This is a genomic window from Microbaculum marinum, assembly GCF_037855135.1.
Taxonomy (GTDB): Bacteria; Pseudomonadota; Alphaproteobacteria; order Rhizobiales; family Tepidamorphaceae; genus Microbaculum; species Microbaculum marinum.
In genome coordinates, this window is the sequence record NZ_JAZHOF010000013.1 from 113627 (window position 1) to 140027 (window position 26401).

24 protein-coding genes and 1 tRNA gene are annotated in these 26401 nt (G+C 65.3%); 9 read left to right on the forward strand and 16 right to left on the reverse strand.

The features are described 5' to 3' along the window. Positions 1-176: 176 nt before the first annotated feature. Together V3328_RS24730 and V3328_RS24735 are read right to left on the reverse strand one after the other, a co-directional pair. On the reverse strand, positions 177-1304 hold the full coding sequence (locus tag V3328_RS24730; RefSeq protein ID WP_340332407.1) for an NAD(P)/FAD-dependent oxidoreductase: 1128 nt from the start codon (positions 1302-1304) through the stop codon (positions 177-179). A 92-nt stretch (positions 1305-1396) separates the two neighbouring features. Beyond that, positions 1397-1483, reverse strand: a tRNA-Leu gene (locus tag V3328_RS24735). Positions 1484-1711: 228 nt separating this feature from the next. Between V3328_RS24735 and lipB the strand changes: the two genes are divergently transcribed. Next, positions 1712-2434: a lipoyl(octanoyl) transferase LipB gene (gene lipB / locus V3328_RS24740; RefSeq protein ID WP_340332408.1), complete on the forward strand. Its 723-nt coding sequence runs from the start codon at positions 1712-1714 to the stop codon at positions 2432-2434. On the opposite strand, the gene V3328_RS24745 is transcribed toward lipB, so the two are convergent. Next, positions 2412-2693, reverse strand: coding sequence for an acylphosphatase (locus V3328_RS24745; protein WP_340332409.1), 282 nt, complete (start codon positions 2691-2693; stop codon positions 2412-2414). The two genes, lipB and V3328_RS24745, sit on opposite strands and share 23 nt — an antisense overlap. Positions 2694-2836: 143 nt before the next feature. Here V3328_RS24745 and V3328_RS24750 point away from each other — a divergent pair, with 143 nt between their 5' ends. Then, positions 2837-3244 carry a GFA family protein gene (locus V3328_RS24750; RefSeq protein ID WP_340332410.1) on the forward strand — a complete coding sequence of 136 codons (408 nt, stop codon included), beginning with the start codon at positions 2837-2839 and terminating at the stop codon, positions 3242-3244. Positions 3245-3268: 24 nt separating this feature from the next. Here V3328_RS24750 and V3328_RS24755 read toward each other — a convergent pair whose 3' ends face one another. From V3328_RS24755 to V3328_RS24765, 3 genes are all read right to left on the reverse strand, one after another. Continuing rightward, positions 3269-4585 carry a class I SAM-dependent methyltransferase gene (locus tag V3328_RS24755; protein ID WP_340332411.1) on the reverse strand — a complete coding sequence of 439 codons (1317 nt, stop codon included), beginning with the start codon at positions 4583-4585 and terminating at the stop codon, positions 3269-3271. A gap of 60 nt (positions 4586-4645) precedes the next feature. Continuing rightward, positions 4646-6658: an acetyl-CoA carboxylase biotin carboxylase subunit gene (locus tag V3328_RS24760; protein WP_340332412.1), complete on the reverse strand. Its 2013-nt coding sequence runs from the start codon at positions 6656-6658 to the stop codon at positions 4646-4648. An 84-nt stretch (positions 6659-6742) separates the two neighbouring features. Next, positions 6743-8023: an MgtC/SapB family protein gene (locus V3328_RS24765; RefSeq protein WP_340332413.1), complete on the reverse strand. Its 1281-nt coding sequence runs from the start codon at positions 8021-8023 to the stop codon at positions 6743-6745. A gap of 235 nt (positions 8024-8258) precedes the next feature. Between V3328_RS24765 and V3328_RS24770 the strand changes: the two genes are divergently transcribed. From V3328_RS24770 to fghA, 6 genes are all read left to right on the forward strand, one after another. Continuing rightward, positions 8259-10208, forward strand: a complete 1950-nt coding sequence (locus V3328_RS24770) for a GSCFA domain-containing protein (protein WP_340332414.1) — start codon at positions 8259-8261, stop codon at positions 10206-10208. Between the two features lie 220 nt (positions 10209-10428). Continuing rightward, positions 10429-11355: a ring-cleaving dioxygenase gene (locus V3328_RS24775; RefSeq protein WP_340332415.1), complete on the forward strand. Its 927-nt coding sequence runs from the start codon at positions 10429-10431 to the stop codon at positions 11353-11355. Between the two features lie 4 nt (positions 11356-11359). Continuing rightward, positions 11360-11983 carry an alpha/beta hydrolase gene (locus V3328_RS24780; RefSeq protein WP_340332416.1) on the forward strand — a complete coding sequence of 208 codons (624 nt, stop codon included), beginning with the start codon at positions 11360-11362 and terminating at the stop codon, positions 11981-11983. A 33-nt stretch (positions 11984-12016) separates the two neighbouring features. Beyond that, positions 12017-13333 carry a 30S ribosomal protein S12 methylthiotransferase RimO gene (gene rimO, locus V3328_RS24785; RefSeq protein WP_340332417.1) on the forward strand — a complete coding sequence of 439 codons (1317 nt, stop codon included), beginning with the start codon at positions 12017-12019 and terminating at the stop codon, positions 13331-13333. Between the two features lie 40 nt (positions 13334-13373). Continuing rightward, on the forward strand, positions 13374-14252 hold the full coding sequence (locus V3328_RS24790; RefSeq protein ID WP_340332418.1) for an arginase family protein: 879 nt from the start codon (positions 13374-13376) through the stop codon (positions 14250-14252). A gap of 52 nt (positions 14253-14304) precedes the next feature. Next, positions 14305-15138 carry an S-formylglutathione hydrolase gene (gene fghA, locus V3328_RS24795; protein WP_340332419.1) on the forward strand — a complete coding sequence of 278 codons (834 nt, stop codon included), beginning with the start codon at positions 14305-14307 and terminating at the stop codon, positions 15136-15138. Positions 15139-15194: 56 nt separating this feature from the next. Here the strand turns inward: fghA and V3328_RS24800 are convergent, their stop codons facing one another. From V3328_RS24800 to V3328_RS24810, 3 genes are all read right to left on the reverse strand, one after another. Beyond that, the gene (locus V3328_RS24800) at positions 15195-16517 is read right to left on the reverse strand and encodes an esterase-like activity of phytase family protein (RefSeq protein WP_340332420.1); all 1323 of its coding nucleotides are present in this window, start codon (positions 16515-16517) and stop codon (positions 15195-15197) included. 160 nt (positions 16518-16677) lie between these two features. Beyond that, complete coding sequence (locus V3328_RS24805; RefSeq protein WP_340332421.1) at positions 16678-17049, reverse strand: putative quinol monooxygenase; 372 nt, start codon at positions 17047-17049, stop codon at positions 16678-16680. 75 nt (positions 17050-17124) lie between these two features. Continuing rightward, entirely contained in the window at positions 17125-18657 is a 1533-nt protein-coding gene (locus tag V3328_RS24810; RefSeq protein ID WP_340332422.1) for an acyl-CoA carboxylase subunit beta, read from the reverse strand. A gap of 184 nt (positions 18658-18841) precedes the next feature. Between V3328_RS24810 and V3328_RS24815 the strand changes: the two genes are divergently transcribed. Continuing rightward, a complete protein-coding gene (locus tag V3328_RS24815) occupies positions 18842-19252 on the forward strand; it encodes a DUF302 domain-containing protein (RefSeq protein ID WP_340332423.1) in 411 nt (136 codons plus the stop codon). Here the strand turns inward: V3328_RS24815 and V3328_RS24820 are convergent. The 7 genes from V3328_RS24820 to V3328_RS24850 all read right to left on the reverse strand — a co-directional run bounded on the left by V3328_RS24820 (position 19249) and on the right by V3328_RS24850 (position 26228). Continuing rightward, positions 19249-19995 carry an ATP12 family chaperone protein gene (locus V3328_RS24820; RefSeq protein ID WP_340332424.1) on the reverse strand — a complete coding sequence of 249 codons (747 nt, stop codon included), beginning with the start codon at positions 19993-19995 and terminating at the stop codon, positions 19249-19251. The two genes, V3328_RS24815 and V3328_RS24820, sit on opposite strands and share 4 nt — an antisense overlap. Continuing rightward, positions 19992-20678, reverse strand: coding sequence for an HAD-IA family hydrolase (locus tag V3328_RS24825; RefSeq protein ID WP_340332425.1), 687 nt, complete (start codon positions 20676-20678; stop codon positions 19992-19994). Before V3328_RS24825 ends, V3328_RS24820 begins: the two co-directional genes overlap by 4 nt. Before the next feature lie 246 nt (positions 20679-20924). Then, positions 20925-21860 (reverse strand): DMT family transporter, encoded by a 936-nt coding sequence (locus V3328_RS24830; protein WP_340332426.1) that lies wholly within the window; start codon positions 21858-21860, stop codon positions 20925-20927. A gap of 3 nt (positions 21861-21863) precedes the next feature. Continuing rightward, complete coding sequence (locus V3328_RS24835; RefSeq protein ID WP_340332427.1) at positions 21864-22847, reverse strand: RluA family pseudouridine synthase; 984 nt, start codon at positions 22845-22847, stop codon at positions 21864-21866. Further along, the gene (gene crcB, locus V3328_RS24840) at positions 22844-23230 is read right to left on the reverse strand and encodes a fluoride efflux transporter CrcB (protein ID WP_340332458.1); all 387 of its coding nucleotides are present in this window, start codon (positions 23228-23230) and stop codon (positions 22844-22846) included. The genes V3328_RS24835 and crcB overlap by 4 nt, the downstream gene beginning before the upstream one ends. 151 nt (positions 23231-23381) lie before the next feature. After that, positions 23382-24713, reverse strand: a complete 1332-nt coding sequence (locus tag V3328_RS24845; protein WP_340332428.1) for a replication-associated recombination protein A — start codon at positions 24711-24713, stop codon at positions 23382-23384. A 93-nt stretch (positions 24714-24806) separates the two neighbouring features. Then, positions 24807-26228: a Do family serine endopeptidase gene (locus V3328_RS24850; protein ID WP_340332429.1), complete on the reverse strand. Its 1422-nt coding sequence runs from the start codon at positions 26226-26228 to the stop codon at positions 24807-24809. Between the last annotated feature and the right edge of the window lie 173 nt (positions 26229-26401).

Consider the following 26401-nt stretch of genomic DNA (forward strand, 5'->3'; position numbering starts at 1 on the left):
CCCCTCGATTGTTATCGGCTGATCGGCCGAACGGATAACGCCCGTAGCCCGTTCTAGACGGCCAGAGGTCTACATGACACCCGCCAGGCTGCAAATCCGCACGGGCGCCAACATGATCTGGTGGGCCTAAACTCTCAAACTATCCACCGGAAAGCAGAAACATGCTCCCGCTCCGGCTAGAACGCGGCGGCAAGCTCCGCAACCCGGCGCCCTATTGCAAGCGACGCGGTCAGACCGGGAGACTCGAATCCGAACAGGTTGATCACCGCACCACGTCCTGCCGTCTCGATCCGGAAGTCCGGGCTTGCCGCGCCGTCCAGCTTCACCCGCACACCCGAATAGTCCGGCTGCAAAGCGCCGTCCGGAAGCCCGGGCCAATAGTTGCGGATTGCGGCGTAAAAAGGCCGCGACCGCTGCGGATCGACTCTGTAGTCGGGTTCGCGGCCCGGCTGGTCGCTGAAGTCGTCGATCCATTCCACGTCGGGCCCGAAACGGGCCTGGCCACCCATGTCCAGCGTCAGATGCACCCCCAGCCCGCCCGGCTCGGGAACGGGATAGATCAGCCGCGAGAACGGGCTCTTTCCCTGCAACAGGAAATAGTTGCCCTTGGCGAAACCGACAGGCGGAACAGAACCGGGCGGGATGCCGTCGATCGAGGCGGCGATACGGTGGGCCGTCAGCCCCCCCGCATTGACCAGAAGGCGCGCCTTCAGCCGAATCGGCGCCACGCCACCGGTGCGGACCACGACACCATCCGAGAGGAGTTCACCACCTTCCATCGGCGTACGGAAGGCAATCGCTCCGCCGGCATCCTCCAGATCGCCCTGCAGCGCCAGCATGTAGGCATGACTGTCGATCGTGCCCGTCGACGGCGACAGAAGCGCCTCCTCCACCTTGAGAGCCGGTTCCAGACGCAGCGCCGCCGATCTTCCCAACAGTTCCAGATCGCCGACACCGTTGGCCTCGGCGCGGGCCTTGAGTTCACCCAGACGCGGCACCTGATCCTTGTCTGACGCGACGATCAGCTTGCCCAGACGCTTGTGGGGAATGCCGTTCGCGGCGCAATAGTCGTAGAGGGCGAGCTTTCCCGCGACGCAGAGTTCGGCCTTCAGGCTGCCCGGCGGATAGTAGATGCCGGCATGGATGACCTCGCTGTTGCGGCTGGACGTCGCCGTGCCGATCGCCGACTGGCCTTCGAGGACAATCACCTCGCGACCCGAGAGGGCCAGCGCGCGGGCCACCGCAAGACCGACGACACCTGCACCGACCACGACGCAATCGACGCGTTCCGTCTCCGCCTGCATCAGGCCGCGACCGACCCTGGCGGCAAGCTATCGGGAGTGATTTGCCTCGAGCGCCCGCCGTCCTTCCGGACGGGGCATTCGAGGATCTTGGATGGTGCGGTCGAGAAGACTCGAACTTCCACGGGTTTTACCCCACAGCGACCTCAACGCTGCGCGTCTACCAATTCCGCCACGACCGCAGTATCCGCGCCGGCGCGACGGCCGACGTGTTGCGCGGTGATGTAGCAAACGCCGTGGGCGCTCACAAGGGGCGAAGGCGTCATGTACTTTTGACGAACCGATTGCCCTTGGAAACGAAGGCATCATATCAGGGGATCACAGCGACCCGCGCCGGGAGTGGACATGCGGCGCCCTGCGTTCTCCTATCTGCTCCGGTGCCGGCTCGTGCCGGCAATCGCGGTGGGCAAATGACTGGTATCGAGGTTCAGGTTCCCGAGATCTCCGCGGCATCCCGTGCCGAGGAGGTCGCCCCTGTCGAGTGGCGTATCAGCGACGGACTGGTGAGCTACGTCGACGCGGTCGCCGCAATGGAGGCGCGGGTCGCCGCGATTGCAGCCGGCGAGGCCTCCGAACTCGTCTGGCTCGTCGAGCACCCTCCCCTCTACACGGCCGGCACCAGCGCCGACGATGCGGAACTGCTGCAAGCCGCCCGCTTCCCGGTTCACAGGACCGGCCGGGGCGGCCGCTGGACCTATCACGGCCCCGGCCAGCGCGTCGTCTACGTGATGCTCGATCTCACCCGCCGCGGCCGGGATGTCCGCCGCTTCGTCGAAGACCTGGAGGCATGGGTGATTCGAACGTTGGCGGAGTTCAACGTCGACGGCGAGATCCGCGACGGCCGGATCGGCGTGTGGGTGCGACGGCCGGACAAGGGGCCGGCTATCGAAGACAAGATCGCGGCGATCGGCATCCGGGTGCGACGGTGGGTGTCTTTCCACGGCATTGCCATCAACGTGGAGCCGGATCTGGAGCATTTTGGCGGCATCGTTCCGTGCGGCATCGCCGGTTACGGCGTCACCAGCCTTGCCGACCTTGGCCGCGTCGTGACGATGCCGGAGGTCGACATGGCGCTGAAGTCGACGTTTGAAGACGTATTCGCGCGGACTGTCAGAGCGTCGGCCGAACGCTGAAGCCATCCGGCGCGGCGCCTCCCTCGGAAACAATCCGCACCGAAGTCACCACTGCGTCGCGCGGTCCGTCTTCACAAAGGCCGAGCATGGTCGCGACGGCCTCCTGGTCGCCGGAAAACACCGCCTCGACATCGCCGTCACGGCGGTTCTGGACCCAGCCGTTCAAGTTGAGCCTGCGGGCGTTCTCGACTGTCCAGGCGCGAAAATAGACACCCTGCACCCGCCCCTCTATGCGCACGTGCACAGTTTGCTGTTTCATCGGATCCTGCCGATCCTCAATATGCCGCGCGGAGACAATAGGAAACGCGGTTCGTGATTGGAACCGGCCTACGCAGACCGGATGCCGCACAGGTCACACGACCTCGACGGCAGCCGCGACGGGACGATGAGGGAGATCACTGCATGACCGCACGCTATAGCGGCTCCTGCCTGTGCGGAGCCGTGAGCTTCGAATTCGACGGAGAGTTCGAGCGATTCTTTCTCTGCCACTGCCAACGCTGCCGCAAGGGTTCGGGCACGGCACACGCCGCCAACCTGTTCCTGTCGCCGGAGCGGTTCGAATGGTTGGCGGGTGCGGACGAGGTGAAAGCCTACCGGGTTCCGGAAAGCCGCCGCGTTTCGTGTTTCTGTTCCATATGCGGGTCGCCGGTGCCGACCCTGAACGAAGAACATGGAATCGTGAAGGTCCCGGCGGGCTGCCTCGACAGTCCGGTGCCGAAGCGCCCGGATGCCCACATCTTCATGGCGAGCAAGGCGGATTGGGATTTCGACCTCGCCGACGTCCCGATGTTGGACGAACTTCCAGACTAAGTCTCGGTGCGCCAGGCGCGTTCCCTACTCCGCTTTCTTGCGTGCGCGGGGGCTTTTCGGCGCGGTCCTGGTGGCAGTTTTCGGCTTCACCTTCGGTTGCCGTTTCGCCGCCGACTTCGGAGCGGGCGTCAGCATTGCCCGCTCGTCGTCCACGATGAAGTCCCTGATGATCGGCACGGCGTCGCGCTCGCGCGACAAGAGGAGCTGGAACACCATGTTCGAGCCGTGCAGGAAGCCGAGTTCCACCGCCGAGAGATAGAACTCCCACATCCTGCAGAAGCGCTCGTCGTAGAGCTCGATCGCCTTGTCCCGGTTGGCGGCGAAGCGCTCCCGCCAGTGCCTGATCGTATAGTAGTAGTGCAGCCGCAGGATCTCGTTGTCGGCCGCCCACAGCCCGACGCGCTCCAGCGATGCGAAAACCTCCGACAGCGCCGGCACGTAGCCGCCTGGAAAGATGTACTTGCGGATGAACGGCCCGGTCGTGCCCGGCGGCGTCATGCGGCCGATGGCGTGGATCATCGCGAAGCCGTCGTCGGTCAGAAGATCCCGGACCTTGCCGAAATATTCGTCGAAATGTCGGACACCGACGTGCTCCATCATTCCGACGGAGACGACCCGGTCAAACTTGCCGTCGAGCTCCCGGTAGTCGCGCTCGAAGAACGTCACCCTGTCGGCGACACCGGCCTCCTCCACACGCTGACGGGAGATCTTCAACTGCTCAGGCGAAACATTGATGGCCGTTACCTGCGCGCCGCACCGCGCCAGCTGGATCGCCAGCGAGCCCCAGCCCGAGCCGATCTCGGCGACCGTCATGCCCGGTTCCAGACGCAGCTTGGCGGCGATGTGCACGAGCTTGGCGACCTGGGCCTCCTCCAGCGTGTCCTTCTCCGGGTCGCGGAAGTAGGCGCAGGAATAGTTCAGCCCCTCGTCGAGAAACAGCCGGTAGAGGTCGGTCGACAGGTCGTAGTGATGGCGGACGTTCTTCGCCGCGACGCCCAGCGGGTTCGCCTGCTGCCACCGCTTCAGGCCGCGCCAGGCCCGGCGCAGCAGCTTCTGCGAGCCGGCCGAAGCGAGGCCGGACCGATTGACGGAGAACAGCGTCAGGAAATCGTGGACGCTGGAGCCATCCTCGAAGGTCAGCGTGCCGTCCATGTAGGCTTCGGCGGCCACCAGTTCCGGATTGAGCGCAAGTTTCCTGTGCAGGGCGGCGTCGTGCAGCCGCACCGTGACTGTGGGGCCGTTCTCGCCGGAGCCGAATTCGTGCAGGGTCCCGCCGGCGTCGTAGAGGCGCATGCGGCCGTTGCGGACGAATTTTTTCAACAGCCCAGACAACATGCGCATATCAGTTTCCTTCCCCCCGGATCCGGGGAGTCGACGTGGTGAGACCCGGCGCGATCGGCCCTACTCGAATTCCATGATCACGGCATCGACCGCGAGGCTCGCGCCAGGCTGAGCGTGGATCCTGGAGACGACACCGTCGCGCTCGGCGCGCAGCACGTTTTCCATCTTCATTGCCTCGACAACGGCAAGCGTCTCGCCGGCCTTCACCTCCTGGCCCTCCTCGACCGCGATCGAGACGACCAGCCCGGGCATCGGGCAAAGCAGCATCCTGGAGGTGTCCGGCGGAGTCTTCTCGGGCATCAGTGCGGCGAGTTCCGCCTCGCGCTCCGTAAACACGTCTGCCTTGAGCGCAACCCCGCGGTGAGCGAGCGAATATCCGGTCAGCGTTGGCCGCACCTGGACCGACACCTGCTCGCCATCGATCGTCCCGGCCCACACCGCCATACCCGGCACCCAGTGCGAGTGCACGCGGACGGCGGACCCGTCCTCATCGGCCGCAAACGCGACCGAAAAGTCGGGGAACTCGCCGGAGACCGACAGCATCACCTCGCGGCCGTCGAGGCGCACGACGCGCCGGCTCGGGAACCGGTAGCCGCCGACCGTCATCTGGCCGGTGATCGAACGGCGGCGCGAGTTCTGAAGGTGGTCGACGCATGCCGCCACCGCGCAGATCACACGTTCGGCCTGGCGGTCCGGATCGCGCGGATGGAACCCGTCGGGGTACTCTTCCGAGATGAAGCCGGTCGACAGGTTGCCGGCGATCCAGCGCGGGTGGTCCATCAGCGCCGACAGGAACGGAATGTTCTGCTGGATGCCATCGATGTAATAGCTGTCGAGCGCCTTGCTCATGTGACGGATCGCCGACTCCCTGTCCGGGCCGTGCGTCACGAGCTTGGCGATCATCGGATCGTAGAACATCGAGATCTCGCCACCCTCCTGCACGCCGGTATCGACGCGCACCGTCAGGCCCTCATCGTCGGTCCCCTCCTGAGGCGCCTGCAACCGCACCAGCCGGCCGATGGAAGGGAGGAAGTTGCGATAGGGATCTTCTGCATAGACGCGGGATTCGATTGCCCAGCCATCGAGCACGATATCGTCCTGCGCAAACGGCAGCGGCTCGCCCGCCGCCACCCGGATCATCTGCTCGACGAGGTCGATCCCGGTAACCAGTTCGGTGACCGGATGCTCGACCTGGAGGCGAGTGTTCATTTCCAGGAAGTAGAACGACTTGTCCTGTCCCGCGACGAACTCGACCGTGCCGGCGGAGAAATACCCGACCGCCTTGGCGAGCGCCACGGACTGCTCCCCCATGGCCTTGCGCGTTGCGGGATCGAGCAGCGGCGACGGCGCCTCCTCGACGACCTTCTGGTTGCGGCGCTGGATCGAGCATTCCCGTTCGCCGAGATAGACGACGTTGCCGTGCTTGTCGCCGAGCACCTGGATCTCGACGTGTCTCGGGTTCTCGATGAACTTCTCCACGAACACCCGATCATCGCCGAACGAGGACCTGGCTTCCGACTTCGACCGGGTGAACCCCTCCGTCACCTCCTTCGCATCGTAGGCGACGCGCATTCCCTTGCCGCCGCCGCCGGCGGACGCCTTGATCATGACGGGATAGCCGATGTCCTCGGCGATCCTCACTGCCTGTTCGGAGTCCTCGATCACACCGAGATATCCCGGCACCGTCGAGACGCCGGCGGCGTCGGCTACCTTCTTGGATTCGATCTTGTCGCCCATCGCCTCGATGGCGTTGGTCGGCGGCCCGATGAATGCGATGCCGGCAGCATCCAGCGCTTCGGCGAACTTCGCGTTCTCCGACAGGAAGCCATATCCCGGGTGGACCGCCTCGGCACTGGTCTCCCGGCAAGCCTCGATGATCCGATCGATCAGCAGATAGGATTCAGCAACCGGCGGGGGGCCGATACGCACGGCCTCGTCGGCCATCTCCACGTGCAGCGCATCCTTGTCGGCATCCGAGTAGACTGCAACCGTGGCAATGCCCATCTTCCTCGCCGTCCTGATGACGCGGCAGGCGATTTCGCCACGATTGGCGATCAGTATTTTGGAGAACATCGGCGCGGGACGTCCTTGTTGTTCTGGGATCGGCCTGGACAGGCATGGTCTTTTAGTCGTGCCGGCCCCGCCCGTAAATGCTTCCTAAGGCAATTCCACGCCGGGATCGATCGGCAGGAGCCAGACCAACGCCGCCGCGACCATTACTGCGGCGACCATGACCGCGCCGAACCTGACCGCGAAAGCGAAACTGCCGGCAATCCCGCCGATTGCGGCCTTCGACAGCGAGTTCGACATAGCCACCACCACGATCGCCGTCACCGCCGTCGACGAAGGCACGTCGCCACCTGCGAGCCGGGCCATCGACAGCGTGACAGCGTCGACGTCGGCCAGCCCCGCGGCGGCCGCCAGCCAGACCGCGCTTTCCGGTCCGAACCAGGCCCGCAGCATGGACGCCGCCAGCATGACGGCCCCCAGCAGCGCCGCGAAGCGGAACACGACCACAAGATCGAACGGATTGCCGAGGTGCGGTGCTCCTCTATCGGATTGCTTGTCCCTGCCCGCCATGGCGAGAGCCAGTCCGAGTCCGCCCGAAGTCACGGCTGCCCCGCCGAGCGGAACCGACAGGGCGCCGAACAGATCCGGATCGACGACGGTCGCCACCGCCAGAACGCGCAGGAACATCACGCCGCCTGCCACTGCCGCACCGCCGGCGAGAACGCCGGCGTGACCGCCAGCCGCCGATCGGCGGGCCAGGTCGAGCGTCGCGGCGGTGGACGCGACGAGGCCGCCCGCGGCGCCCGCGATCAAGACACCGAGCCGCTCGCCGGCGACGCGGATGAAGACGTAACCGGCGAAGGACACCCCCGCGATCAGCACCGCCATCAGCCAGATCTCGTAGGGATTGATCGCCGAGTAGGGACCGTATCCCTTGTCCGGCAGGATCGGCAGCGCAACGAAGGTCATCGCAGCGAGTACGATCGCCGACCTGATCTCCGGCCAGGTCAGCCTGCGAAGCCAGGCGTGGAGAACGGACTTGAACGCAAGCAGGGCCACCGCCGTGACGCCTGCCGCCGCGGCGACGCGCATCTCGCCGAGCACCGAGTAGGCGCCGAGCATGAAGACCACCATCGCGGCCACAATGGCGGTGACGCTGTAGTCGTTGTCGTGTCTGGCCTCGCGCCACTTGAAGGCCGTGAAGATGGACGAGAACGCTAGAAAGGCTGCGCCGAATGCCAAGCCGCCCACCGCCTGACCGACAAGACCGGAAATGCCGCCGAGCAGCCCGGTCAAGGCGAACGTGCGCAGCCCCGCCGTTCGGGCCCCCTCCGCCTCGCCCCGCTCCCGCCAGCCGCGCTCGACACCGACCAGGAAGCCGATGGCAAGCGCCAGGCCGAGCCGCTGAAAGAGCTCCAGAACATCCATCGCGGTGAACTGCCGGACAACAGGAACGCACAGCGCACATACTATCGACTTGCGATCGGAAGGCGATGCGCTCGATCATGCTCCCGCAACTTTCCGATCGACGATATTCAGGCGGATCGATTGCTGGTATTGGGGGCCTTTCCCGGCGGAATTTCGATGCAGCGTCGACTGGTCGGCCGAGACGCTGGAGGTTCCACGCGGCGCGGTATCCGGGAAGCCTCAGGGAGGGACGTCGGTGACGATACTGCTGGTGGGCCACTGTCAGGCCCGGCCGATGCAGGAGTGCCTATCCGCCATGACCGGTCTCGATGTCGAGCCGGTCAACCTGCAGCAATCACGGTGGCCGGGGGTGGATCAGAACGAATGGTTCGCCGATCTCGCATCGAGGGCCGCTGCCGCCGATCAGATCTATGTCCTGAACGTTATCTGGAACCTCGTCAGTCGTTTCCTGCCGATCGAGAAGGTGACGCTGATTCCCACGATTCGCTGCGACGCATACCACCCGGACGCGACCTTCGTGACCGTCGGCAAGACCCGCATCCCAAGCGTGGCGAATCTGGACCATTCGAAGCTTGCCGTCTTCGCATGGTGCCAGGGGCTCAGTGCAGGGGATACGGTGCGGCTGTTCACGCCGGACACGTTCAGGCGGATCGGCTACACGGACGCCTGGCGCCATACGTCGGCATACGCGAAGTCGCAGGAGGAACGCACCGGCTGGCCGATGGTCAGACAGTACGAGGCCTGGCGGCGCGGCCCGGCGTTCATGCTGAACCGGATGCATCCGAAGTTGTTCGCTCATGCCCAGATGTGCCGCATGCTGGCGGCGCGGCTGGGCCTGAGGACCGTCTTCGATACACCCGAGAACTATCTCGCTGACCCGCACGGTCCGCTCGTCGGCTGGCCGGTCTATCCGGGAGTCGCCGAAACGTTCGGTCTCGAGGGCAACTTCCAGTTCTTCGTGCCGGAAACCTTCAGGGCCGACCTCGGCCTGACCGTTCCGGCCCTGGATCTGGAGGGCTATATCGAACGCTGCTTCGAAGGCTACGCAAGATTTGACCGCGCAGAACTGGCGGCAAATGTGGGGAAGTGGCCGGAGTTCGCGGACTTCGACACCCGGCGGTCCAGACCGGGGCAGACTGCGGCTTCTCCGGTCAGGGACAAGGATCGTCATCCCTATACCGACATCCCCGATCACCAGCACTTCCACCGCGCGCTCGCCGGCATCGACATGTCGGAGCTAGACCCCGTCGTCAGCACCAGGTTCAGCATCAATGCTCAGGACAAGGTCGCGACCGCCGGCAGCTGCTTCGCCCAGCACATATCGGCAGCCCTCACCGCGGAGGGGCTGGCCTTCCTCAATGCCGAACCGGCGCCACCGGACATGGCCGAAGACGACGCGCGGGCGCATCAGTACGGCATCTATTCGGCCCGCTACGGCAACATCTATTCGCCCCGCCAGTTGCTGCAGTTGTTCGACCGTGCTTTCGGCCGCATTGCGGAGGACGAGGAGGTATGGCAGCGGCCGGATGGCCGCTATGCGGATCCGTTCCGGCCCACGGTCGAGCCGGGCGGCTTCGAGAATCCGGATGACGTCCTGAAGGCTCGCCGCTCGCACCTGTCGGCGGTTCGGGCGATGTTCGAACAGCTCGAAATCTTCCTGTTCACGCTCGGCATCACAGAAGCCTGGAGGCGCAAGGCCGACGGCGCCGTCTATCCCGTCGCCCCCGGTGTGGCGGCGGGCCGGTACGACCCTTCCGTTCACGAGTTCGTGAACTTCACGCTGGACGACGTCGTGGCCGACTTGGAAGCCTTCTTCCAGCGGCTGCGAGACGTCAATCCGAAGGCGCGGCTGATTCTGACCGTATCCCCGGTCTCGCCGGTCGCGACCTATGAGACGAAGCATATCATCAGGGCGGCCACCGGCATGAAATCGGTGCTGCGGGTGGCCGCGGACATCATGGCCGCGCGTCATGAGGACTGCGACTATTTCCCGGGCTACGAGGTGGTCGCCCACCCTGCGAGCCGCGGAACCTATGTGGCGAACGACCTGCGCACGGTGACGCCGGAAGGTGCCGCCCATGTCGCCCGGCTGTTCCTCAAGCACTACGCGGGCAGTGGTTCCGGGCGGAGCGCGGCCCGCGATGACGACGAGCCGGTCATCTGCGATGACGAACTGTTGCTGTAGGTGCCGGCCGGGACCCGCTTGCGGTCCGGCAGGAGAGTTCCCGGATGGCCGCGTCCGACGATAGCGGCGCCCTATACTGTGCGGAGCGCCTTCCGGCCTTTCGATTGTTGCGTTCGGCGCGACAAGCCGTTGTCCTCGGGGGCGTTGTATCGCCGACATTGCGAACGACATGAGAGGCCAACATCCTCCAGACATCGTTATCGGCACAAAGAGGCACGCCATGACTAGCGTTGGCATTCACCACGTCACCGCCGGCGCCACCAGCGCACGCGGCAACGTCCGATTCTACACGAAGGAACTCGGCCTGCGGCTGGTCAAGCGCACGGTCAATTTCGACGACCCCACCACCTGGCACCTGTACTACGGCGATGCGACCGGGCAGCCCGGCAGCGTTCTGACATTCTTTCCCTGGGAAGGAATGCCTCGCGGCCGGCACGGAACGGGCCAGGCGGAGGAAATCGGCTTTGCCGTGCCCAAGGGTTCGATTGCCTGGTGGGCCGAGCGGCTCAGCGCCCGCAACATCCAGCACGACCTCCCCAAGAAGCGCTTCGACGAATCCTTCATTGCCCTGAAGGACCCCGACGGCATGCTCATCGAGATCGTCGGCACCGACTGGGCGGGCGCCCTGCCCGGCCATGACAACGGTGACATCCCGCCCGAGCATGCCGTGCGGGGCTTTTCGGGAGTCTCGCTGTGGCTCGCCGACACCGAGGCGACGGCGGCCGTGCTGACCGACGTGCTCGGATTCAAGCCGGCCGGCGAGGCAGACGGACGTCAGCGGTTCGTTGCCGGCGACGGAGGACTCGGTGCCGTCGTCGACCTTCGCAGGGTCGACTGGCAGCGCGGCGCATTCGCGGGCGGCATAGTCCATCATGTCGCCTTCCGCGCCGAAGACGACGCTGCCCAGGAGGAGATGGCGAAATCGCTGCGCAGCAAGGGGATCGGAACGACGGAGCAGAAGGACCGCAACTACTTCCGTTCGGTCTATTTTCGCGAGCCCGGCGGCGTCCTCTTCGAGATCGCAACCGACGATCCCGGTTTCGCGATCGACGAGCCGGTCGAGTCTCTCGGGCAGGAACTGCGCCTGCCGGAATGGCTCGAGCCGAAGCGCCAGCAGATCGCGGCCGCGCTGCCGCCATTGGAGTGATGCCATGAGCACGAAAGACCTCGGTTTCGTCCACCGCTTCGAACGCGGAGAGAACGGCGCCCCGACGCTGCTGCTGCTGCACGGCACCGGCGGCGACGAGACCGATCTCATCCCGCTGGCCCGGCACGTCACCGACGGGGCGACGATCCTGTCGCCCCGCGGAAAGGTGTCCGAGAACGGCATGCCACGCTTCTTCAGGCGCTTTGCCGAAGGCCAGTTCGACCTGGAAGACGTCGCGGTCAGGGCGGACGAACTGGCCGACTTCGTCGCTGCGGCGCGGGAGAGCTACGGCCTTCCCGCGCCCGTCGCGGTCGGCTTCTCGAACGGCGCCAACATCGCTGCGGTGACGATGCTTCGCCGCGCCGGAGTCCTTGCCGGCGCCGCGCTGCTGCGCGCGCAGCCGGTGCTGGTGCCAAAGGAGCCCGTGGACCTGGCCGGAATGCCGGTGCTTATCCTGTCGGGCGACCGGGACCCAATCGTCTCCGACTACGACAGCGCCGGCCTCGCAGCGGTGCTGGAGGCGGCCGGGGCAGACATACGCCACGAAACCGTTTCCGCCGGCCACAGTCTGACGCAGACGGACGTCGATCTGCTGAAGGGCTGGCTCGCGGGCCTGTCTTTGGTGTAGGGAAGCCGCTCCCGGCCACAAGAGTAGCAGTTCATGTCGCACGACGCCCCGACAGTCGGTATCGTCAGCCTCGGTTGCCCCAAGGCACTGGTCGATTCCGAACGCATCCTGACGAAGCTGCGATCGCAGGGCTATGCCGTGTCGCCTGACTACGACGGCGCGGACGTGGTGATCGTAAACACCTGCGGTTTCCTCGATTCCGCCAAGCAGGAGTCACTGGAAGCGATCGGCGAAGCGATCGCCGAGAACGGCCGCGTCGTCGTCACCGGCTGCATGGGCGTCGAGGAAGGCCGAATCCGCGCTGCCTTCCCCGATGTCCTGGCCGTCACGGGCCCGCACCAGTACGAAGCCGTGGTCGGCGCCGTGAATGAAGCGGCACCACCAATCCACGATCCGTTCGTGCATCTGGTGCCGCCGGACGGTCTGCGGCTGACGCCGCGCCACTACGCCTACCTGAAAATTTCCGAAGGCTGCAACAACCGCTGCTCGTTCTGCATCATCCCGCAGCTTCGCGGCGACCTCGTCTCGCGACCGATCAATCGGGTGCTGATGGAGGCGGAAAAGCTGGCTAAGGCCGGCGTGAAGGAACTATTGGTGATCAGCCAGGACACGTCGGCCTATGGCGTCGACTTGAAGTATGCCGAGAGCGATTTCCGCGGACGGCTTGTAAGGTCAAAGTTTTTCGATCTGGCGAACGAACTGGGAAACCTGGGCATCTGGGTCCGGCTGCACTACGTCTACCCCTATCCCCACGTCGACCAGGTGATCCCGCTGATGGCCGACGGCAAGATCCTCCCCTACCTCGACATCCCTTTCCAGCACGCCAGTCCGCACGTTCTGAAGGCAATGCGCCGTCCGGCCCATGCCGAGAAGACGCTGGAGCGCATACGGCGGTGGCGCGACGTCTGTCCCGACCTCGCCATCCGTTCGACCTTCATCGTCGGATTCCCCGGCGAGACGGATGAGGATTTCGAGGCTCTGCTCGACTTCGTGGAAGAGTCCGACATCGACCGCGTCGGCTGCTTCCGATACGAGCCGGTGCAAGGCGCGCCATCGAACGACCTGCCGGGTGCCGTGCCCGCGCACGTCATGGAAGAGCGGTGGAACGCACTGATGGAGACCGCCCAGGCGGTCAGTGCGGCACGCCTGCAGACCAGGGTCGGGCGCGAAATCGATGTGATCATCGACAGCGTCGATGGCGACGGTGCCACCGGGCGCTCCGTCTGGGACGCTCCGGAAATCGACGGAGGCGTGTTCATCCCGCACGAGGACGACCTCAGCCCCGGAGACATCGTCCGGGTGCGGGTCGCCAAGGCGAGCGAATACGACCTCGAAGCAGATCTGGTGTGACGCCGGCCGGCGACGCCCGCACGTTTCACAGGAGGCCGGCATGGCAGACAGCATCGTCCTGATATCGGTACCCTACGATTCCGGTCACCGCATGAAGCGCCTGGGGCGGGGATCGGCGCAATTGATCGATAGCGGCCTTGCAGAACGCATCCGCCAGGAGGGCCGCGATGTCACGGTCACGACGCTCGAAAGCGCCCTCGCCTTGCCGACGGAAAACTCCGTGGCTTTCGAAATGCACGACCTTGTCGCGCAGGAAGTCCGGAAGGCACGCACCGGGGGCACCTTCCCGCTGATCCTCAGCGGCAACTGCAACTACGCGGCGATCGGAGCGGTGACGGGACTTGGTACGGAAGACACCGCCGTACTCTGGTTCGACGCGCACGGGGAGAGCGAGACGCCCGAGACGAGCGAAAGCGCGTTCCTGGACGGCATGGGAATGGCGATCCTGGTGGGCCAGTGCTGGAGGCGCCGCGCGGCCGGCGTGCCGGGCTTCGTTCCGCTGGATCCACGGCGCGCGGTGATGATCGGGGCGCGCGACCTGTCGTCCGTAGAACGCGCGTTGTTTCCCCGTCTGGGCATTGGCCAGGTGCCGGTGGAGGCGGTACGCAGCGACCGGGGGAACGCCCTCATCCCCGAACTCGACCGCCTGCGCGGCCTTGGCGTCCGGCGGCTTTACGTACACATCGACGCCGACGTCTACGATCCCGACGCGGTTGGCCACGCCAACCTGTATTCGGCGTCCGCGGGACCCGGGCTGCTGGCGCAGGATCTGATCGACTGCCTCTCGGTCATCGGCGCCACCATCCCGATAGATGCCGCCGCCGTCACAGCCTACGACCCGGAGTTCGATCCACATGGCCGAATGCAGGACACGCTGACAGAACTGTCCCGGCATCTCGCGGACCTGGGAAGCGCCTGACGGCCGGATCGGTTACGGTTCGCCCGATATTGCAACGAAAAGGCCAGTGCCAATGGAGACCATTTCGACCAACCGGGCCTTCGAGGGAATCCAGGGGGTCTATCGACACCAATCGGAAAGCTGCCGCTGCCCGATGACCTTCGCCGTCTACGTGCCCCCGCAGGCCCAAAACCGCCCCTGCCCCGTGTTGTGGTATCTCTCCGGCCTGACATGCACGCACGCCAACGTGATGGAAAAAGGCGAGTATCGCCGGGCCGCCGCCGAGGCGGGGATCATCATCGTCTGCCCGGATACCTCTCCACGCGGCGACGACATCGCCGACGACGACGGCTACGACCTCGGCCAGGGGGCGGGCTTCTATCTGGATGCCACGCAAGCGCCGTGGGCGCCAAACTTCAACATGTACAGCTACGTCAACGAGGAACTGCCCCCTCTGATTGCCCGGAAGTTTCCCGCGGACATGTCCCGGCAGGCCATCTTCGGGCATTCGATGGGCGGCCATGGCGCGCTGACGATCGCATTGAAGAACCCGGACACCTATCGCTCGGTTTCGGCCTTTGCGCCGATCACCAATCCCATTGCCGTGCCGTGGGGGCAGAAGGCGCTTCCGGCCTACCTCGGCGACGATCGGTCGGCCTGGCGCGGCTACGACGCCACCGCGCTGATCGAAGACGGACGGAAGGTGCCGGAGATTCTCATCGATCAGGGTGGCGCAGACAACTTCCTGCCGGAACAGCTCGACGCAAAGGCGTTCGTCGCGGCCTGCGAGAGGGCGGGCATCGACCTGACCTTCAATCTGCGGCCTGGTTACGACCACTCCTACTACTTCATCTCGACTTTCATGGCCGATCACGTCGCCTGGCACGCAGCGAGGCTTGCGGACTGACGAGAACGGCCCGCCGATCACCGGCGGGCCGTCGCGCAATTCGATCCGGTTCGCGCTTACTTCGCTTTCAGGAACTCGCCTACTTCCAGCGTGACGAACTCGTTGTTGTCGAGTTCGCTCGCCGAACGACCCTTGGAAAAGGGATAGTTGTTGTCGTTTGCGACGATGATGTGGGTCTCGTCGATCCGGTCCACGTCCTCGATCGTCACGAACGGAAAGGTGAACCGGCCGTCCTCGCGCTTGCCGATTCGGGCGATCCCGTCGGGATCCTGGATGTTGAGAAGATCGATGTAGCCGACCTTCTTCACCGGCTCGCCATCGGCGACGCCATCCATGTTGATCAGGTAGACACGCTTCAGTTTGGCCGGGCTGGTGAAGCAACCATCCGTCGCGCCATCCTTGCAGGCGAGTTCGGCATCGCCCTGCCCGTTGTCCCGCTCGATGACCAGGCCACGGGTTTCGTCGATCATGTTGAAGTCGCCGATGGCGTTGCCGTCAGCCTCGAGCGGATAGAGCCACGAGCGGCCGGTGAACTTGCGGCCGGCCACGTCGAACTCGAGAATGCGAAGCGCCTCGGTGCCGTCGACCTTCTCGTAGGACTTGGAGTCGGCATCCCAGATCGGGCCTTCCAGTAGGGGATAGAGCGTCTTTCCATCGACGGACGCGGCGAAGCCCTCGTAGCCGCGCGACCGCTTCAGGTTCACGGCCGGTGCATCGGCATGCGGGTCGGACAGGCGGAATTCGTAGTGATCGGGCGACTGCACCTTCTTGTCGCCGAGGAAGGTCTCGAAGAATTCCTCGACCCTGCCGGTCTCGCGATCGACGACGATGATGTAGGGGCCGAACTCGTCGCCGATGAAGATCTTGTCGCCGACCGGCTGGAATCCCTCGATGTCGAAGTCCCAGCCCGTGAGATAGCGCTTGTCGCTGGCTTCGCCGGCGATCAGGAACGGCACCACCTTGTCGGGATCGTTCAGGAAGGTGGTCTTGAGGATCTCGACCTCGCCGGTCTCGAAGTCCGGCGTGACGTGATGGAACATCAGCATGGCGTCGGGTGAATTGAGCTTGGCACCGAATCCGTTGTCGGTGAGCACCAGGAAGGTGCCGTCGTCGAGCTTCCTGATGCCCGAGAAGCCCTGAACCGGCTGGCCGTTCAGCGGCAGCGAAGGTCCGTCACCTGGGGCATCGGCGGCCCGGACGGGCGTCTTCCCGGCGAATTTGCCCGACGTCTTCACCGACTCAGGCGCATCGGCGGGTGCGGGTACGAGGGTGTCGGCGGGAAGCACCGCATGGCCGGTCAGAGTGGCCGTGAATTCCTGTTGCGCCGCGGCGGGAAGGACGGCCGCTGCGAAAAAGCCGATTGCGACGAGGATGCGCATCGCTTTTGTCCCTTTCGTTGGATTTTCCGAGGAACCCGGCGCGCTCGCGGCGACTCGCTGGCTTGCCGGATGGAAAATGCGGATTAACGAGGGACTGTGACGGCCGTTTCTCGCTTCGATGTCGATTCGATTGCGGGCTCGTGGCGCACCGGTATCGCGTCTATTCCGGCCCGATGGCGATGTTGCTGGCGCCAGCGCCGGCGGGCCAGGACATGTCGACCAGCACTTCGTTGACCGAGGTTTCGGGTTCCCCGTCGAAATAACGACCGACCTGTTGCATCACCTCGGAAAACCGGTTGCCCCGGATGAAGCTGTTGTAGGAATCGACCGATCGCCAGATTGCGACGATCGTCGCGACGCTGTTGGCGCGATCCGCCAGGAAGAGCGCGTTCACCCAGTCGTGCTCCAGCTCGATGAGGGAGGCATTCGTGGCGCGGAACAGGGCGGCGCATTCATCGAGCTTGCCGGGCTTCACCTTGACCCGTGTAACAACCGCGAAAATCGACGCCTCCCGTGTTTCCAGCCGGTCCAAAGTCCTGAAAACGTCGCACGACCGTTGTGCAGTGTCGAGACAAACCGTCCGGAGGCCGCGGGCGGGAATTCCTCCTCACAGCGGAATGTTGTCGTGCTTCTTCCAGGGATTCTCGAGATGCTTGTTGCGCAGCATGTCCAACGCCCGGGCCACCCGTGCCCGCGTCCCGTGCGGTGTGATCACCTCGTCGATGTAGCCGCGCTCGGCGGCGACGAACGGGTTGGCGAAGCGGTCGGTGTACTCGTCGATGCGCCTGGCGATCTTCTCGGGGTCGCCCAGTTCGGATCGATAGAGGATCTCGGCGGCGCCTTTCGGCCCCATCACCGCGATCTCGGCGGTCGGCCAGGCGTAGTTGACGTCGCCGCGCAGGTGCTTGGAGGCCATGACGTCGTAGGCACCGCCATAGGCCTTGCGGGTGATCACGGTCACCTTCGGCACCGTCGCCTCGGCATAGGCGAACAGCAGCTTGGCCCCGTGCTTGATGAGGCCGCCATATTCCTGGCTGGTGCCGGGCAGGAAGCCGGGCACGTCGACAAAGGTGACGATGGGGATCGAGAAGCAGTCGCAGAAGCGCACGAAACGCGCGGCCTTGCGGCTTGCATCGGAATCCAGGACGCCGGCCAGCACCATCGGCTGGTTGGCGACGAAGCCGACGGTGCGGCCTGCGATGCGGCCGAAGCCGGTCACCATGTTCTTGGCGAAGGCTTCCTGGATCTCGAAGAAGTCCGCCTCGTCGGCAACCTTCCGGATCAGCTCCTTGATGTCGTAGGGCTTATTCGGATTGTCGGGGATCAGCGTATCGAGCGACATCTCGACCCTGGTGGGGTCGTCGAAGCTCGGAAGTTCCGGCACACCGGATTCGTTGTTGGCCGGCAGGAAGTCCATCAGCCGGCGCATCTGGATCAGCGCGGCGACATCGTCGTCGTAGGCCCCGTCGGCGATGGACGACTTGGTGGTGTGGATGCTGGCGCCGCCCAGTTCCTCCGCCGTCACCGTCTCGTTGGTAACCGTCTTCACCACGTCGGGACCGGTGACGAACATGTAGCTGGTGTCGCGCACCATGAAGATGAAATCGGTCATCGCGGGCGAATAGACGTCGCCGCCCGCGCACGGTCCCATGATCACCGAGATCTGCGGGATGACGCCGGACGCCAGCACGTTGCGCTGGAACACTTCGCCGTAGCCGCCCAGCGCGGCCACCCCCTCCTGGATGCGCGCGCCGCCCGCATCGAACAGGCCGATGATCGGTGCCCGGTTGCGCAGCGCCATGTCCTGGATCTTGATGATCTTCTGAGCGTGGGTCTCCGACAGCGAACCGCCGAACACTGTGAAGTCCTTGGCGAAAACGTAGACCGTGCGGCCGTTGATCGTCCCCCAGCCAGTCACCACGCCGTCCCCGAGGAATTTCGTGTCGGACATGCCGAAGTCGGTGCAGCGATGCTCGACGAACATGTCGAACTCCTCGAACGAACCTTCGTCGAGAAGCAGGTCGATGCGTTCGCGGGCGGTGAGCTTGCCGCGCGCGTGCTGCGCGGCAATGCGCTTTTCGCCGCCGCCCAGCCGGGCCTCCGCACGGCGGGCTTCGAGCTGTCCGAGAATTTCCTTCATGACCGGTCGTTTCCCTCGCTGATGGCGCCGCGTGCATAGCATGCGTTCGCCGGCACGGGGAGTCGGCACAGCCGGTTCGCCCCGGCGCGCCATTCGGTACGACCGGCGTTGTCTTCGGCGGGGCGGCGACAAATATATTCGAAATATTGAATGTGAATAGATCGCCGCACCCAAGGAGGCCCTGATGTCCGAGTATCACTTCTCCCGCACCGTCGACCTGTCTTTCGACGACGCAGTCGCCGCTACGACCGCTTCCCTTGCCCGTCATGGATTCGGTGTGCTGACCGAGATCGACGTCACCGCAACGCTGAAGAAGAAGCTCGACGTCGACTTCAAGCCCTACCGGATCCTCGGCGCCTGCAGCCCGGGCCACGCCTACAAGGCGCTTCAGGCGGAGGACAAGATCGGCACGATGCTGCCATGCAACGTCATCGTCCAGCAGCACCCTGACGGGACCGTGGAAGTTTCGGCGATCGACCCGGTCGCGTCGATGCAGTCAGTGGAGAACTCCGCCCTCGGCGATGTCGCGGTCGAAGTGCAGCAGAAGCTGCGCGAAGCGATTGACGACTTGGAGGCTGGCGCCAATGCGTCCTAATCGGTCGTCCCGGCGATGCGGGCGGCCGCCTGCATCTCGAGCCATTTGGCCCGGCGCCGGCGCATCGCCTCGGCGTCCTCGCCCCACTGGCCGATCTGCCAGTCCTCGTCGACCAGAGAGGCGGCCCATGCCTCTTCGGCCCCCAGCCTGCCGTGCAGGACCGCCAAGGCGAGGACGACCGATCCGGTCAGCGAGGTCATGACGTGCACACCTGTCAGACAGACATGGTCGAGATCGCCAAGCAGCTGCCGGACGCGCTCGAGCGTCTCCGGCGGCTGCGCAACATGCATGACGCCGCCGGCCAGGTTGAAGCTCAGTCCCAGATTGTCCCGTGCCCAGGCAAGAATCGGGTCCCAGGTTTCGTTCTGCCTGGCCACCAGGCCTTCGGGATCCTCGGCCCGATAGCACAGCAGGTCGGTCTCGGCGAAGCGCGCCGCGTCCTCGACCACCGCCTCCATCGAAGGAGCCACGCCGTCAATCGCAGTGTTGCAGAGCCGCGTGAGAGGCATTTGCGCAGGATCGACCACGGTTTCCTGCGCCTGCCACTCCGCGGCGATGTCCTCGGCCAATGCGCGTGATGCGACACTGAGCGGCTTTCGGCCCGGTGTGCGCACCGGACGCCCGTCGAGTGCAACGCCCCAGGCGCCCTGGTCCCCGACCGCCTCCGCAGTCTTGTAGAACCGCTTCGGGAGCGCCGGGCGATCCGTCGCCTGTGCGCCCCCCTTGGGGGTTGCCTCGCTCATGCCGCGGTCTCACGCCAGCGCCGGTCGAGCAGCGGCAGCAATTCGTCGAACGATACGAGGACCGTCTCCGCGCCCGCGCCGGGAAGGGATGCGGCCGGGTGATATCCCCATCCAACGCCGATCGCTCCGGCACCGGCGGAGCGCGCCATGGCCATGTCGAAGGTCGTATCTCCGACGACGACAGTATCTTTCGGCTCCACGCCGGTCGCCGACATCGCCTGAATCACCATTCCCGGATGCGGCTTGGACGGAGCATCGTCCGCCGTCTGGATGGTGACGAAGTGCTTGAGCAGGTCGTGGTGGCCGAGCACCGCATCGACGCCTCGGCGCGACTTGCCTGTAGCAACGCCCAGCAGGACCTCACGCCTGCCGGCAAGCGTGAGCACCGCATCCAGCGCGCCCGGATAGAGCGGTTCGACCGGCCCGCTCGCCCTGTACTGCCGGAAGTGCGCCTTGTAGCTCTCCGCGAGTGCCGCCACACCACGCAGCCCGGTGCCGTGCAGCAGTCGCTCGAAGGCTTCCGGCAGCGACAGACCCACGATGTCGAGGATCTGCTCGCGGCGCGGCGCCTCGATGCCGTGTTCGGTGAAGGCCGATGTCATGCAGGTGACGATCACGTGCTGGCTGTCCACCAGCGTGCCGTCGCAGTCGAACAGGACCAGTCGCGGACGAATTGAGTTCATGCCGGGAGGCAATGCCCCCGATCGCGGAGCCGGTCAAGGTTCAACCGGAACGCGGCGGCGCCGGTCTTCTGCCCCGCCGCAGGGATAGGCACGGCCTGTGCCGCCTGCGCGGCGATGTACGGACCCTTGCTGGCAGGCGCCTCATATGGCGCCGAAGTCTTCTCCGGTCCGTCCTGCTCGAGACGGCATGGCGCGAACCGGAAACCGCCACCCAGCAGAGACAGCCCTACCCGGGCGACGGTCTGCCTAGCTCGGAGGCTGAATGATCGCTTGCGGCCTGTTCACCAGATAGATTCCGAGGGCGACCAGGACAAGAGCCAGCAGCAGGCGCCAGCTCACCGGTTCACCGAGCAGCAGGCCGCCGAACATCACCCCGAAAACTGGCGTGAGAAAGGTGAACGACGTCAGCCGCGACGCCGGGTAGTGGCGGACAAGCCAGAACCAGATGAGGAACGTCACCGCAACGACGAAAAGCACCTGGAAACTGAAGGCGGCGATGACAACGGGCGTGACGTCGCGAATGAACGGCCCGAACAGGGGAGATGCGGGCAACAGGACGATAGCGGCGACGACGAGCTGGTACAGCAGCACCTTCTCCGGCTTTGTGGTCCGCAACGACGTGGTCTTGATGACGATCGTCGTGGCGCCCCAAAGGACCGCGGCGATCAGACAGAGGAAGTCTCCAAAAAGCGCTTCGGGCCCGGGCAGGCTGAGCTTGTCGGAGAACACGATGATGACGCCGCAGAACGCCAGCGCGAGACCGAAGAAGCCGATCGCGTTCATTCGCTCGCCGGGGATCAGGAAGTGGGCGCCGAGCGCCACCACGAACGGCATGGTGTAGACGAACACGACGCCGCGCGACGCAGTCGTATAGTCGAGACCGAAGGTGATGAACCCGAACTCGACGCCGAACAGCACGCCGACGGCGATGCCGGGCAAGAGAGTGCCGTCGCGCTCGAAGAGCCTGATCCTCCGGAACATGCACCAGCCGAAAACGAGGATCGCCCCGAGCGCGAACCGCACCCCCGACTGAAACACCGGCTGCAGGCCCTGGTTCGCTACCTTGATCGATACGTGATTGAGCCCCCACGCGAGGCACAGGAACACCAGGGTCCCGCCCGCCAGCAGGTCCAGGCGACTTCGTATTCCGTCCGAATCCACGGTTGCCGCGCCTATAGCCATTGTTCAGCCCTCCCCTGCCGTCCCGTCGGTTCTCACCTCGAATCCCAGCACCGAGAAGCTGGTCTTCATATGCGCCGGCAGGGGCGCGGTGACGTCGATCTGCTTGCCGGTCGAAGGATGCTTGAAAGTGATGCGCCGCGCATGCAGGTGAAGCCGTGGCTCGATGGCCTCCGGCAACTCGGCCTCCGACCTGTACTTCTGATCGCCGACGATCGGATGCCCGATGATCGCCATGTGGGCGCGCAGCTGGTGCTGCCGTCCGGTGACGGGCTTCAGCGACATCCAGGCGAATTTCTGGGCCGCGTGATCGACCACCGAATAGTGCGTCACTGCGGACTGGGCCTCTTCCTGTTCGCCGGCTCGCGCGGCGCGGACCCGCTCGCCTTCGGGGCTCTGCGCCTTGACCAGTGCCGCATCCACCTTGCCCTGCGGGGGCCGTGGCACACCGGTGACGAGCGCCCAGTAGATCTTGCGCACCGAGCGCGTCTGGAACAGCTTGCCCATCCTGGCAGCCATCGAGCGCCGTTTGGCCACGACGAGGACGCCGGACGTATCCCGGTCGAGACGGTGCACGAGCCGCGGCCGGTCGTCGGCGCCGGTGGCAAGTCCGGCGAGAAGTCCGTCGATGTGACGTTGGGTCCTTGTGCCGCCCTGCACCGCGATCCCCGAGGGCTTGTTGAGGATCAGCAGTTCGCCATCCTCATACAGCACCATCGAGTGAAGGAACCGGCGATCGCTCTCCGACAGGGCCTGCGGCCGGGGAGCTGGTCGTTCGTCATCTTCAGCAATGGGCGGAACGCGGATCGACTGGCCGGCAGACAGCCGGTCTGCAGCCTTTGCCCGAGCGCCGTCGATCCGGACTTGCCCCGTACGCAGCAACTTCTGCAGACGCCCTTGCGTGACCTGCGGAAATCGCTGCCGGAACCACCGGTCGAGGCGCATTCCCGCCTCCTCCGGACCGACGTCCAGGTGTCGGACACCGCTCACGACGTGAGCCATCGCATGAGCCAGAGCCCCACGAACACTGCCATGATGGAAGCGACAACCGTCGCAACGGCGTAGCCAATCGCGGTGAGAACGGCGCCGCGCTCCCAGATCACGGCGAAATCCAGTGAGAATGCCGAGAAAGTCGTGAACCCTCCGAGCAGACCGGTTGCCAGGAACAGCCGGGCGGTTTGCGAGGAGCCGAGTGGCATCCAGCGGATCAGCCCGCCGATCATCAGTCCCATCACCAGGCAGCCGACAACGTTGACGATGAACGTGCCCCAGGGAAACCCCGGTCCCAGCAGCCGCAGTGCCGCCAGATTGACCAGGTGGCGTCCGCCGGCGCCGATTGCTCCGCCGCCGGCAACGACCAGAAAATGCACCAGGGCTGTGGACATCTCGGCGTCGAACGATCCTCGGTGGCGAGTGTGAACAGGCAGGCCGGCTTGGCCCGAACCGGGCGCGGGGTCAAGATCCGAACTTTACGGTATTCTGCCGTTCTTGAACGGTGAACGGCGGCGAGCGCTCCATTTCCGCTCATTCGCCGGTATTTTCGTCGCGGCTGCTGCGGTGCGCGCCGCGCCGTTTCGACCAGTAGTCGAGCCGCTTGCGAATCTCCCGCTCGAAACCGCGGTCCGGCGGATCGTAGAAGGTCTGCCGTTGCATCCCGTCGGGAAAGTAGTTCTGGCCCGAGAATGCGTCTTCCGTATCGTGATCGTACTCGTAACCGGCGCCGTACCCTTCCGATTTCATCAGTTTCGTCGGTGCGTTCAGAATGTGCTTGGGCGGCACGAGCGAACCGAACTCGCGCGCCGCGCGGCCGGCGGCGCCGAAGGCGACATAGGAGGCGTTCGATTTCGGCGCGGTAGCCATGTAGAGGACTGCTTCGGCGATCGCGAGTTCGCCCTCGGGGCTTCCGAGGAAGTCGTAGGCGTCCTTGGCCGCGTTCGCGATCAGGAGCGCCTGGGGATCGGCAAGCCCGATGTCCTCGACACTCATGCGGACGACGCGGCGGGAGATGTAGAGCGGGTTCTCTCCGGCGGCGAACATGCGCGCCAGATAGTAGAGAGCCGCATCCGGATCCGACCCCCGCACGGATTTGTGCAGGGCCGAAATCAGGTTGTAGTGCCCGTCCTGCCCCTTGTCGTAGATCGGCGCGCGCCGCTGCACCACGTCGCTGAGACCGGCCACATCGAATTCCTCGCCCTCCCGCGACGCGCGATAAAGGTCTTCCACGAGCGTCAGCGCCGCGCGTCCGTCGCCGTCGGCCATGCCGATCAGCGTCTCGCGCGCGTCCGGAGTGAGCGGAAGCGGCCGGCCCTCGGCCGCCTCGGCGCGTTCCAGCAGGTCCTCGATAGCTGCCGTATCTAGTCTGCGGAAGACGAGCACCTGTGCCCGCGACAGCAATGCGGCGTTGAGCTCGAAGGAAGGATTTTCGGTCGTCGCTCCGATGAGCGAAACCGTGCCGTCTTCCATGACCGGAAGAAAGCTGTCCTGCTGGGCGCGATTGAAGCGATGGATTTCGTCGACGAACAGCAGCGTCCCCTGCCCTGCGGCCCGGCGCTGCCGGGCGGTCTCGAAAACCTTCTTGAGATCCTGCACACCCGAAAAGACCGCCGAAAGCTGTTCGAAGGCGAGTGACGTCGTCCCCGCCAGCAGTCGGGCGACCGTCGTCTTCCCCGTGCCCGGCGGGCCCCAGAGAATGAGCGAGCCGAGACTGCCGGAGGCAAGCATCCGCGTCAGCGCTCCGTCCGGCCCGACGAGATGGTCCTGACCCACCACCTCGCCGAGGGTCTTCGGTCGCAGGCGGTCGGCTAGCGGCCGGGGAACATCCCTGTCCATGCCTGCGGCTTCGAACAGCGTGCTCATCGCGATGGCCCGCCGGATCGGCGACCGAAGGAATGTTCAGGCGCCGTCATATCATCGCTTGGGACTGTCGGGATCGGCGCGAAAGCACACACGCTATCCCCCGAACACCGAGGAAATCTGCCGGCCGTCCCGAATAATCGTCACTTTCCATGCCCGCTGCCGGGTGCGGACCAGACCGTCGAGTTCCTCGGTGGAATCGATGACTTCGCCGTTGACCTCGTGCACCGTGTCGCCGGGCCTGAACCCGACGCTCTGTGCGGCAGAAGATTGTTGCACGGAGACAACGACCACACCGGAAGCCTCGGTATCGAGCGACAGTTCGTCCGCCACGGCCGGAGAGATATTGGCGACGCGAGCTCCGGCGAGCGGAGAGGGGCCGTCGAGGTCGCGCAGGTCGCGCGGCGGATCTTCGGGCGGGGCGACGAGCGCTAGCTTGACGTCGCGGTTCTTGCCGCGGCGGACGACGGTCAGCTCGGTTTCCGTGCCCACCTCCCGGGTCGCCAGGCGATATCGGAACGCGTTCGGATCGTAGACCTCGCGACCGGCCACGGCCGTTACCACGTCGCCGGTCCTCAGGCCCGCCTCGGCTGCCGGGCCATTGGGGTGAACGTTGCCGACCAGCACACCGACCGGCCGCTCCATGCCGAGGCTCTCGGCGATGTCGGGGGTCACCTCCTGAACGCTGGCGCCGAACCACGGACGCTTCAGTTCGCCGCCATTCTTCGCACCAGCCACCACGAGCCGGACCATATTCGAAGGGATGGCGAAGCCGATGCCCAGCGAACCGCCCGTGCGCGAGTAGATCGCCGAGTTGATGCCGACGACGCGTCCGTGCACGTCCAGCAACGCACCGCCCGAATTCCCCGGATTGATCGCCGCGTCCGTCTGGATGAAGAACCCGTAGTCCGAAATGCCTGTCTGCGTCCGCGCCAGCGCCGAGACGATGCCGCTCGTCACCGTCTGGCCGACGCCGAACGGATTGCCGATCGCCAATACGATGTCCCCCACCTCGAGGCTGTCGGAATCATCGAATTCCAGCGCCGGAAACGGTCCGTCTCCGTCGAGCCGCAGCACGGCAATGTCCGTGCGCTCGTCGCTCAGCACCACTTCGGCAACGAACTCGCGGCGGTCCGACAGAGCGACCTTGATCTCGTCGGCGCCCTGGATGACGTGCGCATTGGTGACGACCAGCCCCTCGGGATCGACGATGACGCCGGAACCCAGCGCGTTCTGGACATGATTGTTGGAGCCGCCCGAGTTCGGGTTTCCGAAGAAGCGGCGGAAGAACGGATCGTCGAATATCGGCGGGAAGTTGGGCCGACTGACCACCCGGCTCGTGTAGACGTTGACCACTGCCGGAGCGGCTTCCTTGACGATCGGAGCGTAGGAATAGGTGACGTCTGCCTGACTGCCGGGCACGACCTTGGTGGGGGCCGGATCGGATTGGGCGTGAGATTGTCCGCTAAAGGACAGTCCAAGCGCGATGGCAGCGGCAAGCAGGGCAGTACGGGGCATGGAGGGCTCGTTCTTTATGGCAGCGTCACCGCGCAGATAAGCAAAAAGAACGGCGATGCCAAGGCGGCACGCTCGCGGAAGAAACGGCGCCCGGATGGGACACCGGAGCCGTCCCACCCCTTCGCGCACCTGAACGGCGGATGAACGCGCGGTTCAGGCTGGGTTCGAGGGAC